The following is a 14,203-nucleotide window of genomic DNA, read 5'->3' as shown; positions in this document are numbered from 1 at the left end:
AATGGTCCTCAGCGATCTCGCCACGCAAACGATCGTGAACGGGCTGTTGCTCGGGGGCATCTACGCCCTCGCAGCCCTGGGTCTCTCGCTCGTCTTCGGGATCATGGACATCGTCAACCTCGCGCACGGCCATATGCTGATGGTCGGCGCGTACATCGCGATCCTCCTCTTCGCGGCGACCGGCATCACGCCGCTCGTGGGGATGCTGCTCGCGATGGCGCTGATGTTCGGGCTCGGCGTCCTGCTGCAGAAGGTGCTCCTGCAGTTCGTCGTCGACGAGGGGCTCGAACAGCCGATCATCGTGCTGTTCGGCCTCGCGTTGATCCTGCAGAACCTCGGCCGCGTCATCCTCGGCGGCGACGCCCGGACCGCCGACATCGGCATCCCCGGAAACGGGTTCGACGTCGGTGTCGCGTTCCTGTCGTTCCCGCGGACGGTGACGTTCGTCGTGGCCGTCCTCCTCATCGCCGCGACGTGGGCGTTCCTGCAGTACACGAAGACGGGGCAGGCGATTCGAGCGACCGCGCAGAACCGCACGGCCGCGAAGTACATGGGGATCAACACCGACCGAATCTACGTCATCACGCTGGGCATCGGGACGGCGCTGGCCGGGGCGGCCGGCGCGCTGCTCTCGATGCTGTTCCCCATCGACCCGTACGTCGGCTGGTCCTATCTGTTAAAGACGTTCGCCGTGGTCGTCCTCGGCGGCGTCGGCAGCGTCCTCGGGACGCTCGTCGGGGGGCTCGTGCTCGGGGTCTCAGAGAACCTCGGCGCGCTGTACCTCGGCGGGGGCTACCGCAACGTGGTGAGCCTCCTCATCTTCCTGGGCGTCCTGCTGATCAAGCCCGAGGGGCTGTTCGGCGGCTCCGGAGGTGGTGAGTAGTGGCGTTCCTCGAGAAGAAACCGGGCGAGTCGCTCGCGACCGACCGCCGCGTGCTGGCCATCTCGGCGCTCGTCGTGCTGTGGCTCGTCGCGGTCCCGTTCACGACGACCGACTCGCTGACGGGGCTCATCCTGACGGGGCTCGTCTTCGTGATGCTCGGCGTCTCGTGGAACTTGCTCGCCGGCTACGCGGGCCAGATCTCGCTGGGCCACGCCGCGTTCTTCGGAATGGGCGCGTTCGTCACCGCGTGGCTGTCGACGCCGACGGGGGCCGGATTCCCCGAATCGATCCAAGTGCCGCTCATCCCCGCGATGCTGATCGGCGCGCTCGCGGCGGCGCTGATCGCGCTCGTCATCGGGCCGATCATCTTCCGGCTGAGCGGGCACTACTTCGCCATCGGGACGCTCGCGCTCGCGGCCGTCATCGAGCTCGTGATGCTCGACCAGCGCGAACTGACCGGCGGCGCGACCGGCTACTACATCCAGGCGGATCTCTCGATCGGCGAGCTGCTCTCTCACGGCGACGTGATGTTCTACCTGACGGTCATCGCGACGATCGCGACCGTCGTCATCACGTACCTCATCGTCCGCGGGCCCACGGGGCTCGGGATGAAGGCGATCCACGACGACGAGGACGCCGCGAGCAGTCTCGGCGTCAACCCGCTGAAGTACAAGATGTACGCGTTCGTCGTCTCATCGTTCTTCGCGGGGCTGGCGGGCGCGCTGTACGGTCACTACACGCTGTACATCAACCCGCAGTCGACGCTCGCGGTGTCGTGGACGATCGACTCGCTGGTCGTCGTCATCCTCGGCGGGATGGGGACGTTCTCGGGGCCGATCTTCGGTGCCGGGCTGTTCCTCGTGTTGGACAACGGCCTCTCGGCGGTCGTCAGCGGCTACTCCGAGGCGGTCGAGGGGATTCTCATCATCCTCTTCATCATCTTCCTGCCGACGGGGCTGTACGGCCTCATCAAGGAGTACCTCGTCGAGGAGGTCTCCGGAAGCGACGCCGCTCAGACTGAGTAAGGCGGTTTCATCCCACTCAGTCGCGTTCTCCCGCTCTTTTGACTACCCTTCTGCCGCACTGTCTGAGCGACGTTCCGCTACCGACCACGAGGAAACAGCGATGAAACCGGTCCGTCGCTACGCGCCGAGGTAGGACTCTTCGACGCGTTCGTCGCTCGCGAGTTCCTCTGCGGTCCCCGAGAGCGCGATCTCGCCCGTCTTGATGACGTAGCCGCGGTCGGCGACGCGGAGCGCGTTGTAGATGTCCTGCTCGACGAGGAGCACCGTCGTCCCCTCGTCGTTGATCCGCTGGATCGCCTCGAAGACGTCGTCGACGAGGACGGGCGCGAGACCGAGGCTCGCCTCGTCGAGGAGCAGCAGATCCGGGTCGCTCATCAGTCCGCGCCCGATCGCGAGCATCTGCTGTTCCCCGCCCGAGAGCGTGCCTGCGCGCTGTTTGGACCGCTCTTCGAGCCGCGGGAAGATGTCGTAGACGCGTCCGAGCCGCTCGTCCATCCCGCTTCGGTCGAGATACGCCCCCAGTTCGAGGTTCTCCTTGACGGTGCTCTCGGTGAACACCTCTCTGCCTTCCGGCACGTGGGCGACGCCCTTCGCGACGACGTCCTCGTGCGGCAGGTCGCCGATCGACTCGCCCTTGTACCGGACCTCCCCGTCCGTCGGCGAGAGGTCGCCGCAGATGGTCTTCAGCGTCGTCGTCTTCCCCGCGCCGTTCGCGCCGAGCAACGCCACCGTCTCGCCTTTCTCGACGGAGAGGCTCACGTCCCAGAGTACCTGTACGTTACCGTACGCGACGTCTATTGCGTCTACTTCGAGCAGTGACATCGATTACCACGTGATTTATCGTGGCCTTTCTTAAGCCTACCTTTCGGCGGTCTCGGCGCGACGACGAGCGGGGCTGCTCACCGTGTCGAAAGAACGAAGATCCGGTCGTTGACGGCGTCGGTGACGCCGCCGTCGCTTACTCCTGCCCGCCCTTCGTGACGTTCGCGTCGGCGTAGCTGACGTCGCGGCCGGTGACGTCGACGGTCATCGAGCCGACGTCCTCGATCTCGGCCTCGATCGTGTCGCCGTCGTGCAGTTCCGAGACGCCCTCGGGCGTGCCCGTCGTGATGACGTCGCCGACTTCCAGCGTCGCGCCGAGGGAGGCGTACTGGACGACGTCCGCGCAGGTGTAGACCATGTCGCCGGTGTTCTCGTACTGGCGGCGCTCGCCGTTGAGCTGCAGTTCCATCTGGAGGTCCTGCGGGTCGTCGATCTCGTCGGCCGTGACGACGCACGGGCCGATGACGGTGAACGTGTCGTAGGACTTCCGGTTCGAGCGGTCCTGGTCGCCGCGCAGGGAGATGTCGAGCAGGATCGTGTACCCGAAGATGTGGTCCCACGCCTCCTCGGCGGAGACGTCCTTGGCCTCCTCGCCCATCACGAACGCGAGTTCGATCTCGTGGTCCGTACGTCGGTCACTGAACGGGAGTTCGATGCCGTGGTCGGGCCCGACGACGCTGGAGGGAGCCTTCAGGAAGTAGCCCTTGTCCTTGATCGAGAACCACTCGTCGGTGGTGATGTCCTTGTCCGCGATGGCCTCCTTGATGTGGTTCTCGTAGTTCAGCGGCGCGGCGATGACCTTCCCCGGTCGGCCGACCGGCGAGCCGATCTCGACGTCGTCGACGTCGTAATCGGGGTCTTCGCCCTCGTACTCGGCGGCGTCGTAGTCGCCCTCGATGTACTCGACGAGCGGTTCGTCCCCGTCGAGTCCGAGTCGCTCCGAGAGGTCGATGACCCCGCTGCCGTCTTCGGTGAGCAGTCCGAGCTGGTTGTCGTCGTAGCGGACGAATCGCATACGCGTGTCATCGGCGGAAACCGTGATAAAAGATGCCTTTCGGGACGAGTCGCGCACGGGAACGCGCCGCCGTCCGACCGCTCGCTTACAGGTAACTCTCCGTGCGCGAGAGGTCGACGTCGCTCGCGACGTCCTCGCGGAAGTGCTCCGAGAGCGACTCCAGCGACCACCCGTCGGGGGCTACGCCGACGGCCTCCATCGCCGGGTCGGAGAGGACGCCGACGCGGTCGCCGCCCGCGTACAGCGTACAGCCCGTGACGTCCTCGGCGGCCTCGCTCGCGAGGTAGGCGACAAGCGGCGCGACCTTCTCGGGGGGCATCTCCGCTTCGGTGTACGGGCGGTGCTCCTCGGGCACCGTCTCCGTCATCCGCGTGTAGCCGTTCGGAATCAGCGCGTTGACGCGGACGTTCGAGCGGACCAACTCGTTCGAGACGGTCCGGACCATCCCGAGGATCCCGGCCTTCGACGCCGCGTAGTTCGCCTGGCCGAGACTGCCGCGGGCCGCGCCGGCGCTGACGGCGAGATACGAGCGCTGGCGGTCGAATCCGTCCTCGCCGGCGTCCTCGCTGGCCTCTCGCCAGTGTTTCGCGGCCGCGCGGAGCGGCGCGAACTGTCCGGTGAGGTTCGTCTCGACGACCTCGCGCCAGTCCTCCTCCGTCAGCTTGTAGCTGATCCCGTCGCGGAGGATGCCCGCGAAGTTGCAGACGAAGTCGACGCGACCGTACGCGTCGACGGTGTCCGCGATCAGGGACTCGGCGTACTCGAAGTCGCTGACGTCGCCGTGGTGGGCGATCGCCTCGCCGCCGCGGTCGCGGATCTCCTCGGCGACCGCTTCGGGGACGGACGCGTCGCTGCCGGTGCCGTCGACCTCGCAGCCGAGGTCGTTGACGACGACGCGCGCGCCGTGGTCGGCGAGTTCGAGGGCCGCGGCCCGACCGAGGCCGTTACCCCCACCGGCGACGACGCAGACTGCCTCCTGCACGGTTCAGAACGGGAACTCTCGCGGCTCGTGCTGCAGCGAGATCCACTTCTTCTCGGTGACCTCGTCGAGGAAGTCGTCGCTGTTGTAGCCGCCGAGGCCCGAGGCCTTCGTGCCGCTGAAGGGGACGTGCGCCTCGTCGTTGATGCCCTGATCGTTGACGTGGATGTTGCCGGAGTCGATCCGCTTTGCGATCTGGAGTCCGGCGCCGATGTCGCCGGCGTGGACCGAGCCGGTGAGGCCGTACTCGGTGTCGTTTGCCATCTCGATCGCCTCCTCGACGTCCGAGAAGGGGATCACAGGAGCGATGGGACCGAAGTGCTCGTTGCACGCGGCGGGCATATCGTTCGAGGCGTCCGAGAGCACCGTCGGGCGGACGACCAGCGAGTCGTCGACGCCGTCGAGGTCGACGGTCTCGCCGCCCGTTTCGAGCGTCGCGCCGTCCTCGATCGAGCGCTCGACGTAGTCGAGCATCTCGTCGCGCTGGGACTCGTTGATGATGGGTCCGAGGACGACTTCGTCGTGTGCGCTGCCCGCGGGGAGCTGCTCCGCGCGCTCGGTGAGTCGCTCGACGTACTCGTCGTAGACGGTGTCCTGCACGAGGTGGCGGTTGATCGAGATACAGACCTGTCCCTGGTGGATGAACGAGCCGAACACCGCGGCGTCGATCGCCTGATCGAGGTCGGCGTCCTCGGTGACGATGTGGGCGTTGTTGCCGCCGAGTTCCATCGCGGGGACCGCGAGGTTTTCCGCTGCGAGGCCCGCGACGTGCTGGCCGACCTCCGTCGACCCCGTGAAGGCGACGACGTCGCTGTCGGGGTGACTGGCGATGTGGTCGCCGATCTCCGAGCCCTTGCCGGTGACGACGTTGACGACGCCCTCCGGAATTCCGGCCTCCTCGGCGAGGCGGGCCCACACGAGGCCGCCGACGATCGGCGCGTCCGTCGCGGGCTTGAGGACGACCGAGTTGCCGGCGGCGATCGCTGGCGCGAGCGCCCGAGCCGTGAGGTTCAGCGGGAAGTTCCACGGCGAGATGACCGTGACGACGCCCTCGGGTTCGCGGTAGACGATGTTCTCCTTGCCGGGGATGTTCGAGGCGGCGGTCTCGCCCTTCATCCGGCGGGGGAGCGTCGCGGCCTCCGCGAGGTGGTCCTGCGTGATCTGGATCGAGGTCTCGCCGACCCCGTGGATGCCGCCGATCTCGGTCGTGATCAGTTCGATGATCTCCTCTTGGTGTTCCTCGAGGGCCTCGATGAGTCCCTGTACGGCCTGCTCGCGGCGGGCGGGCGGTGTCTCACCCCACTCCTTCTGGGCTTCGACGGCCGCGTCGTAGGCGGCGTCGACGTCGCCCTCGGTGCCGCGGGGCACCTCCGTGACGACCTCGCGAGTCGAGGGGTCCTCGACCGGCGTCGACTCGCCGCTCTCGGAGTCGATCCACTCACCGCCGATGTAGAGTTTGTTCCAATCCGCATCGATGCTATACGGTGACTGGCCTTCAAGTGCCATACTACATTGTTACCGTGATTCACTAATGAAAGTTTGGTCAGATCACCAGATTTCCCCTCTGTCACCCGGTTACACCGATGATAGTGGTTCAGCGCGGGACCGCGGTGTCGGGACGAAAGAGGAAAACACTAAACGCTGATACCGACAGGGTTGTGTCGAACTCACGCGTCGGCGGTGGTCGATCGCCCGATCGCAACCAGGCATTGATATGACAACCTCACACGACACCGCGCTCGATTCGCTCACCAGTTGGCTCGTCGCCCTCCTCGGAATGGTGCTTCTCGTCCTCATCTGGGGGATGATCTTCACGTTCACGGTGTACTCCCAGCCCATCGAGGCCGCGTTCGGACTGTCGAGCCTCCGCGTTTCGTCGGTCTTCTCGATCACGACCGCGACTTTCTACATCGCGGGGGGTGCGATCGGCGTCGTCATCTCCCGCGCGCCGCTGCGTCCCGTCGTCGCCGTCAGCGGACTCGTCTTCGCTATCGCCGCCGGTCTCCTCGAGGTCGTCTCGTCGTACCCGGGCGTGTTGCTCGCGTTCGCGCTCCTCGGGACGGCGGGCGGAACGATCTTCGTCGTCGTGGTCTCGTTGGTCCCGCAGTGGTTCGACGAGTACCAGGGCCGCGCGATGGGCGTCACGATGATCGGCAACGGACTCGGCGTGTTCGTCCTGCCGCCGGTGTGGGTGTTCCTGCTCGAACGGATGTCGATCACGGAGGCGTTCGTCGTCGTCGGGTGGGGGACGGCGGCCGTGATTCTGCTTTCGAGCCTGCTCTACCGCCGTCCGCCGGGCGTCCGCGCCGCCGCGTCGACGCCGGTCGACACCGCGTGGCTGCGCGCGCGGCTGACCGATCGCGCGTTCCTCGCGGCGATCGCGGGGTTCGCGCTGCTGTGGAGTTGGTACTTCGTGCTCTCGGCGGACTTCGTCGGGATCCTCACGGAGAACGGCATCGGACGAACCGTCGCCGCGACCGCGTTCGGCATCGTCGGCGGGATCAGCGTCGTCACCCGCGTCGCCGGCGGCGCGGTCGCCGATCGGCTGGGCCTCCGCGTGACGATGACGGCCGGAGTCGTCTTCGCGGCGATCGGGATGGGCGGGCTCCCGCTGGCGACGACGACGCTCGCGATGTACGTCCTCCTGGCGTTCTTCGGCGTCGGACTCGGCGTGGCGGCGTCGCTGTTCTCGCCCATCATCCTCGAACGGTTCGGCGCGACCAACGCGACCGCGATCATCGGCGTCTTCACGATCGCGGAGGCGACGACCGCGATCTCGATCCCGCTGCTCTTGAACGTCCTCCGGGACCTCTCCGGCGGCTACACCGTTCCCCTCGTCGTCGTCACGGCGCTGACGCTCCTCGGCGCGGCGCTGTTCTACCGCGGGACTGCCTCGCAGTCGGCGTGAGACGCCGTCTCGGAACCGCATAAAACGTCCGGTGCGAGCGCGTCGCTACAAAATGGCGAACAGTCGGCACCCGCAACGGATCGGCCACCCGTCGAGCCCGACCCGTTCGATTCCCACGCCGGCGTGCCGAACAACCGCGGAACGGCGCGGGAGAACGTTCACGTCACGGGGGCTGTGGTCCCGGGATCGTATATAAACCCTCGCGGGCTCGAAAAAATCCGCTCGTGACTCCGTTTCCCGTCGCCAGGCGGTTAGTTCCCGCTCAGCCCGGCCGCGAGCGCCTCGATCGGCGTCGGCGGTCCCTCTCGGTCCGCGTCGGGCTCGGGTAGCAGCGACTGATCGATCGTCGCTCCGAGGTCGTTGAGCTGCGTGCGGCAGGACGCGCCGGGCGCGACGACCGACTCCGCCTCGCTGGCGTCGACCTGCCCCTTCAGCGTGTCGCCGATGGCTCGACTCATCGCGCGGTGTTCGGCCTCGTAGCCGAAACTGCCGGCCATCCCGCAACAGCCCGAGTCGAGCGGGTCGACCGCGTAGCCCGCTCGGCGGAGGACTCCGACCGCGTGGTGGTCCTTCTTCGTCGCCTTCTGGTGGCAGTGGCCGTGGTAGGCCACCGAGCGATCGGGGACGTCGAAGTCGATGCCCTCGTCGAGGCGGAACGCGTCGAGATACTCGCAGACCCCGTAACTGTTCGCCTGCACGGACTCGACCTCGGGTCCCGAGAGGAGGTCGCCGTAGTCGGACTGCAGCATCACCGCGTCCGAGGGTTCGGCGACGACGACGTCCCAGCCGTCCTCGATCCGGGGCGCGAGCGCGTCGACCGTCTCCGCGGCGGTCTCGCGGGCGACGTCGAGGAAGCCCTTCGAGAACGCCGGGCGGCCGCTGTCAGTCACGTCCGCGACGTCGACATACACGCCCGCCGCTTCGAGGACCCTCACAGCTGCTTTCCCGACTGCGGGGTGGCTGTAGTTCGTGTAGGTATCGGGCAGCAGAACGGCTTGGCGTTCGGCCTCGGTGGGGGCGACCCGGCACCCGCCGCGGGCCTCGAACCAGTCCTGCAGCGTCTCGCGCTCGAACGTCGGGAGCGTTCGGTCGCTCGCGATGCCGATGGTCTTTTCCAGCACCGCCCGCGCGCCCGGGACCTTCGCGGCCCAGTTCGAGACGGGTGCGAACGTGCTGCCCAACTTCGCGAGCGAGTCGACGTTCGCGAACAGCTTCGAGCGCAGCGAGGAGCCGTGTTCCTCGTGGTACGCGTGCGTCACTTCGGCCTTCAGCTTCGCGAGGTCGACCTCGCTCGGGCAGTCGTTCGCACAGCCCTTACAGCCGATACAGAGGTCCATCACCTCGGTGACGAACCGCTCGTCGGTGGGGTCGTCCGGGAGGTCGCCGCTCATCGCCTGCCGGAGCATGTTCGCCCGCCCGCGCGTCGCGGTGATCTCCTCGTCGGCCGCGCGGTAGGTCGGGCACATCACGCCGCCCTCGGTCTGCTGGGTGCGGCAGCCGCCGCAGCCGTGACAGAGTTCGACCATCCCCTGCATCCCGTTCTCGTTCTCCCAGTTCAGCGCCGAGTCGAACCCGGCGTCGAACTCGTAGTCGGGGTCGAACCGGAGGTTCTCCGTCAGGGCGACGTCGCCGCAGACCTGCCCGGGGTTCAGCAGCCAGTCGGGGTCGAACGCCGTCTTGAGGTCCTGAAACGCGAACCACAGGTCGTCGCCGTAGAGCTTCCGGTTCCACTGGGTCCGCGCGCGGCCGTCGCCGTGTTCCCCGGAGACGGAGCCGCCGAGCTCGACGACGAGGTCGGTCACCGCCTCGCCGATGGCCTCCATCGCGTCGAGGTCGGTCTGGGACTTGGTGTTGACGAGCGGGCGGACGTGGAGCACGCCCGGCCCGGCGTGCGCGTAGAACGACGCGAAGGTGTCGTGCTCTTCGAGCACCGACTGGAACTCCGTGACGAATCTGGGCAGATGCTCCGGCGGGACGGCGCAGTCTTCGAGGAAGCTGATGTGCTTGGCGTCGCTGGTCCGACCCAGCAGGATCGGCAGCCCCGACTTCCGGAGCTTCCAGAGCTCCTTTCGGTCCGCCTCCTCGTGCGCCTCCAAGGCGTCGAACGCGTAGCGGTCGGGGTCGGCGTCCGCGGACGCGCCGTCGTCGTCACCATCGCCGCTGTCGTCGTCCCCGTCGGCGTCCGCACGGCCGGGCACGCGGTCTTCGAGGAGTTCCCGGACCTTCTCTCGCCCCTCCTCGTCGTTCTCGGCGTAGAACTCGACGAGGAGCGCGGCCTCGGTCCGCTCGGGGAGTTTCGCCGCCACGTCGGCGAACTCAGTCGTGTTCGCGGCCAACTCGATCAGGACGTCGTCGATGAGTTCGACCGCCGCGGGGTCGTGTTCGAGCACGTGGACGATGTCGCTGACGGTCTCGACGACGCTGTCGTACGTCAGGAGCGCGACCGACTTCGTCTCCGGCAGCGGCTCCAGCGAGACGGTCGCCTCGGTGACGACCGCGAGCGTCCCCTCCGAGCCCGCGAGCAGGCGCGCGAGGTTGACGACGCCCTCCTCGCCGTACTCGCCTTCCGCCTCGGCGACGAGTCGATCGAGGTTGTACCCCGAGACGTTGCGCTTCATCTCCGGGAATCGCTCGTGGATCTCGCCGGTGTGCTCGTCGAGGACGGCGACGACGCCCGCGGCGACGCGCGCTTCGGCGTCGCCGTCGGGGTTCGCGCGCTCTCGGAGGTCGTCGACCGCGACCTCGCCGAACGTCGTGACGGTGCCGTCCGCGAGGACGACCTCGGCCTCCTCGACGTAGTGGTCGGTCTTCTCGTAGACCAGCGAGTGCGCGCCGGTGGAGTTGTTGCCGATCGCCCCGCCGATCGCGCTGCGGTTGCCGGCCGCCGGGTCGGGGCCGAACGTCAGGCCGTACTCCGCGGCGCGGTCGTTGAGCGTCGCGAGCACGGTCCCGGCCTGCACGCGCGCCTCGCGGGCGTCGGGGTCGACGTCGCGGACGGCGTCCATATGGCGCGTGAAGTCGAGGACGACCGCCTCGTTGACCGTCTGTCCGGCGAGGCTCGTTCCGCCGCCCCGCGGGAGCACCGGGATCTCCTCCTCGGCGCAGTAGGAGACCACGCTCGCGACGTCGTCGGTCGACGTCGGGAAGACGACGCCGATCGGCGTCACCTCGTAGGCGCTGGCGTCGGTGGCGTACATCTGACGCGTGTAGGTGTCGAAGCGGACTTCGCCGTCGACGCGCGATTCGAGCGCCCGGACGAGGTCGGGTCGCTCGACCGACTCGGAGACGTACTGGTATTCCGACCGGGCGTCTCTCGCCGCCGAGGCGCGAGCCACTCCGCCGTCGGGAACGGCATCGCTGTCGCGGTTGGGCATATGCGTATGACTGTGTGAAACAGCCACTTATACCCGCCGTTGTCGGCGATCGTAGTGACGGCGGTGACAACCGCAGCAATCCGAACGCCCGGGCTCCGGTGCGTCGGCCGCCGATCGATGAGCAACCGTTTTGACGCGTCGCCGAGTCGACTATGGTATCGTGACACAGAGTGACCAGACCGAGACGGAGCGGCTCCGGTGGCTGACCGAACAGTTGCTCGTCCGCGACGCTGACGTCCACGCGACGACGATCGACGCGCTTGCGGCGGAGGGCGACGAGCGCGTCGTCCCGCACCTCGTCGAGCTACTGGTGATCGACAGCATCGCGAACGACTGGGAGCAGTTCGGCTTCCCCGCCGCGCTCCGCGGTCGCGACCCGCCGCGGTACCTCGAACTGCCGGAGGTCCGCTGGCCCGGGGTCCGAGACGCGCTCGCGACCCTCGCGGAGCCGGACTTCGACTCGGCGCACGCGTGGGTCGAGTGGGAGTCGTGGTACTCCCAGCAGGACATCGAACCGCTCGACGGCTTCGACGACTGGAAACTGCGCCTCTACCGCTCGTACCTGCCGCCCGTGGGCGGCCTGCTCGATTGTGAGCCCCGCGAGTTCGACCTGCAGGAGATCCGCTGGGGCAACTGCGACCGCTCGTTCCTCGCGGCGCTGAACGGCCCGCGGTTCGTCCCCGGCGACGCCGTCGACGCGAGCGGCGCGTCCGAAGACGCTTCCGCTGTCGACGACGCCCCCGAGCGCTACCTCGAAGACGACCACGTCGTCTTCGGCTTCGAGATCGAGGGCGTCGCGTACGCGGTCCCGCGGTGGGTGCTGTTCCCGCACGAGCTGCTGAACGCCGAGTTACAGGGCGTGCCGGTGAGTCTCACCTACTGCACGCTCTGCAACGCGCCGATCCTCTACGACCGGCGGCTGAACGGCGCTGAAGCGGACGATCCCGACGTCCGCACCTTCGGCAGCAGCGGGATGCTCGCCTCGGGCAACAAGGTGATGTACGACGAGGAGACCGAAACGCTGTGGGACCAACACAGCGGGACGCCGATCGGCGGGCCCGAACTGGAGTCGAGTCCGGATATGTTCCTCGATCAGTTCGCGGTGACCCAGACAGAGTGGGGGGCGTGGAAGGCCGAGTACCCCGACACGCTCGCACTGAACCTCGAAACCGGGTACGGCTACGACTACTCGTACTACGACGGCAACGTCGACTTCTTCGAGCACTACTGGAACCGCGAGGAGATCGTCCAGCCCGGCGTGCGACGGGAGACCGAGGGGCCGCTCCCCGAGAAGGCGTCCGTCTACGGCGTCGTCGACGACGACCCCGACGAGGTCTGGGTCGTCTCGATCGACGACCTCCGCGAGCGCGACGTGCCGCTCGTAACGGGCGAGATCGCCGGTCGCGAGGTGGTCGTCACGCTCGATGCGACCGACGACGTCGCCGTCTACGACGCGCCGCCGACGCCGGTCGAACGAGTCGAAGACGGGGCCGAGATCGGACTCGTCGACGCCGACGGCACGCGGTGGACGCTCGCTCGGAACGAACTCTGCTCGGAGGACGGGGAGACCCGAGGTCGGATCCCCGGTCGGCACGGACTCTGGTTCGCGTTCCGCACCCACTACGAGACGGCGCACGTGGTCGGTCAACCTAAAATATAAACGGCAATATAGTTTTCCGACAGATTATTTATTTTTCGATAAAGTGCACTGAAGAGCAGATTAAACCGGTTCCAGAGACGCATCTCGGTCGAATCAGTAAAGAAAATATGAATAAACGCTAGAAATGTTCTCCTCTCGCGCCTAGGATCGACGTTCCGACACGGGATCAGTCGCGGTCGGCGAGCGCGCTTTCCAAGTCGTCGATCAGGCCCTCGTTACCCACGTACACCGGCGTCCGGGCGTGGAGGTCGTCCTTCTCCACGTCGAGAAGCGATTGCTGCCCGTCGGAGGAGGCCCCGCCGGCGGTTTCCATAATGTAACCGACCGGGTAGCCCTCGAACTGGACGCGGAGTTTGCCCTCCGGCGCGTTCGTCAGCGTCGGGTAGCCGAAGATGCCGCCGTAGGTGAGCACCTGGTTGACGTCCCCGATCATCGCGCCGCCGTAGCGCAGTTTCATCCCCGGGTCCGACTCGATCTCCTCGACGTACGACTCGAACTCGTCGACCCAGTAGGGGACGCGCCCGCCGAAGCCGTACACCGACGGTCCGTCGGGAATCGTCATCTCGCCCTGCACGATCTGGTAGTTGCCGTCGGGGTGGATGACGTATTCGGCGACGGTGTCTTTGTTCTCTAAGGCGACGATCATCGTCGTCGTCGCGCCGTAGAGGACGTACGCGGCGGCGACGATGTCCCGGCCCGTCGCCGGCAGCGGGGCGTCGTAGATGGCCACGATCGTTCCCATCGCGGCGTTGGGTTCGAGGTTCGAGGAGCCGTCGAGCGGGTCGACGCAGACCGACAGCCCAGAGCCGACGTCGACGACCGACTCGCGCTCCTCGCTGGCGTACTCGCCGACGTTCGGGATCTCGCCGATCCGCTCGCAGAGGAGCTCGTCCGCGTAGACGTCGGCGGCCTTCTGCGCCTCTCCGGAGGGATTCCTGCCCTCGATCGCGACGCGCCGGCCGGGGAGACCGTTCCGGATGTCGGGCGCGGAGCGCGCTACGGTGTCGAGGACGGCGTTGACTGTTTCGTTAGTCGGTGCGGGCTCGGTCGGCGAGGAGTCGTTGTTCGTGGCCATCGAATCAATCGTCCCGCGGGGGGCGGTGTGGTCGGTTCGATATGCGACGACAGAGGGGATAAAATCTTTGCTACCGCCACCGGATTCGGGATCGAGCTGAACGCCAGAATTCAGCGATTACAGCGGCTAAAATGTGGAAGTAGTAATTAGTGAATAGTTCACTCGGCTGCGTACAAATTTATATATCCGCGAACCGATCAGATCAGGACTCGTGAGCCCGCGCGAGTCGACACCACGCCTCGACCTGCTCGCGGTCGACGTCGAGCGCGTCGGCGACGCTCGACGGATCGGCCGTGGCGAGGCGTCGGACCGAGCCGATCCCCGCCTGTCTGAGCGTTCGCGCGGTCGCGGCGTCGACGCCGTCGAGCGCGGTCACGGGCGTCGGAACGCTCTGCTCCCGCCAGGCGGTCTCGGCGTCGACCGGCGAGGACTCCGCCGTCGGGTCCGAGTCCTCGTCCCCCC

General features: G+C 67.2%; 11 protein-coding genes. 4 read left to right on the top strand and 7 right to left on the bottom strand.

The annotated features are described in order from the left end of the window. The first annotated feature begins 1 nt into the window (after position 1). A complete protein-coding gene (locus tag ACP99_RS15490; RefSeq protein ID WP_049987470.1) occupies positions 2-883 on the top strand; it encodes a branched-chain amino acid ABC transporter permease in 882 nt (293 codons plus the stop codon). Then, a complete protein-coding gene (locus ACP99_RS15485) occupies positions 883-1,908 on the top strand; it encodes a branched-chain amino acid ABC transporter permease (protein WP_049987469.1) in 1,026 nt (341 codons plus the stop codon). Before ACP99_RS15490 ends, ACP99_RS15485 begins: the two co-directional genes overlap by 1 nt. A 117-nt stretch (positions 1,909-2,025) precedes the next feature. Here the strand turns inward: ACP99_RS15485 and ACP99_RS15480 are convergent, their stop codons facing one another. From ACP99_RS15480 to ACP99_RS15465, 4 genes are all read right to left on the bottom strand, one after another. Further along, on the bottom strand, positions 2,026-2,730 hold the full coding sequence (locus ACP99_RS15480) for an ABC transporter ATP-binding protein (protein ID WP_156105770.1): 705 nt from the start codon (positions 2,728-2,730) through the stop codon (positions 2,026-2,028). A 136-nt stretch (positions 2,731-2,866) separates the two neighbouring features. After that, entirely contained in the window at positions 2,867-3,745 is an 879-nt protein-coding gene (locus ACP99_RS15475) for a fumarylacetoacetate hydrolase family protein (RefSeq protein ID WP_049987468.1), read from the bottom strand. An 85-nt stretch (positions 3,746-3,830) separates the two neighbouring features. Then, positions 3,831-4,727 (bottom strand): SDR family oxidoreductase, encoded by an 897-nt coding sequence (locus ACP99_RS15470; RefSeq protein ID WP_049987467.1) that lies wholly within the window; start codon positions 4,725-4,727, stop codon positions 3,831-3,833. Between the two features lie 3 nt (positions 4,728-4,730). Then, the gene (locus tag ACP99_RS15465) at positions 4,731-6,230 is read right to left on the bottom strand and encodes an aldehyde dehydrogenase family protein (protein WP_049987466.1); all 1,500 of its coding nucleotides are present in this window, start codon (positions 6,228-6,230) and stop codon (positions 4,731-4,733) included. 208 nt (positions 6,231-6,438) lie between these two features. Here ACP99_RS15465 and ACP99_RS15460 point away from each other — a divergent pair, with 208 nt between their 5' ends. Next, a complete protein-coding gene (locus tag ACP99_RS15460; RefSeq protein WP_049987465.1) occupies positions 6,439-7,632 on the top strand; it encodes an MFS transporter in 1,194 nt (397 codons plus the stop codon). Between the two features lie 251 nt (positions 7,633-7,883). Here ACP99_RS15460 and ACP99_RS15455 read toward each other — a convergent pair whose 3' ends face one another. Then, positions 7,884-11,006 (bottom strand): FAD-binding and (Fe-S)-binding domain-containing protein, encoded by a 3,123-nt coding sequence (locus tag ACP99_RS15455; protein WP_049987464.1) that lies wholly within the window; start codon positions 11,004-11,006, stop codon positions 7,884-7,886. Positions 11,007-11,166: 160 nt separating this feature from the next. Between ACP99_RS15455 and ACP99_RS15450 the strand changes: the two genes are divergently transcribed. Continuing rightward, positions 11,167-12,666 carry a DUF3179 domain-containing (seleno)protein gene (locus ACP99_RS15450; protein ID WP_049987463.1) on the top strand — a complete coding sequence of 500 codons (1,500 nt, stop codon included), beginning with the start codon at positions 11,167-11,169 and terminating at the stop codon, positions 12,664-12,666. Between the two features lie 166 nt (positions 12,667-12,832). Here the strand turns inward: ACP99_RS15450 and ACP99_RS15445 are convergent, their stop codons facing one another. After that, complete coding sequence (locus ACP99_RS15445; RefSeq protein WP_049987462.1) at positions 12,833-13,741, bottom strand: class 1 fructose-bisphosphatase; 909 nt, start codon at positions 13,739-13,741, stop codon at positions 12,833-12,835. 202 nt (positions 13,742-13,943) lie between these two features. Then, on the bottom strand, positions 13,944-14,203 hold a 260-nt coding region (locus ACP99_RS20645; RefSeq protein WP_331280785.1), incomplete at its 5' end, for a helix-hairpin-helix domain-containing protein.

The sequence above is a fragment of the Halobellus rufus genome (assembly GCF_000739575.1).
GTDB lineage: Archaea > Halobacteriota > Halobacteria > Halobacteriales > Haloferacaceae > Haloquadratum > Haloquadratum rufum.
Note: the sequence above shows the minus strand (reverse complement) of the source record. Positions and strands in the feature narration are given on the sequence as shown.

Coding starts and splice junctions, on each gene's coding strand:
- ACP99_RS15490 (WP_049987470.1), top strand. CDS start 2: ATGGTCCTCAGCGATCTCGCCACGCAAACGATCGTGAACGGGCTGTTG.
- ACP99_RS15480 (WP_156105770.1), bottom strand. CDS start 2,730: ATGTCACTGCTCGAAGTAGACGCAATAGACGTCGCGTACGGTAACGTA.
- ACP99_RS15465 (WP_049987466.1), bottom strand. CDS start 6,230: ATGGCACTTGAAGGCCAGTCACCGTATAGCATCGATGCGGATTGGAAC.
- ACP99_RS15445 (WP_049987462.1), bottom strand. CDS start 13,741: ATGGCCACGAACAACGACTCCTCGCCGACCGAGCCCGCACCGACTAAC.
- ACP99_RS15455 (WP_049987464.1), bottom strand. CDS start 11,006: ATGCCCAACCGCGACAGCGATGCCGTTCCCGACGGCGGAGTGGCTCGC.
- ACP99_RS15475 (WP_049987468.1), bottom strand. CDS start 3,745: ATGCGATTCGTCCGCTACGACGACAACCAGCTCGGACTGCTCACCGAA.
- ACP99_RS15460 (WP_049987465.1), top strand. CDS start 6,439: ATGACAACCTCACACGACACCGCGCTCGATTCGCTCACCAGTTGGCTC.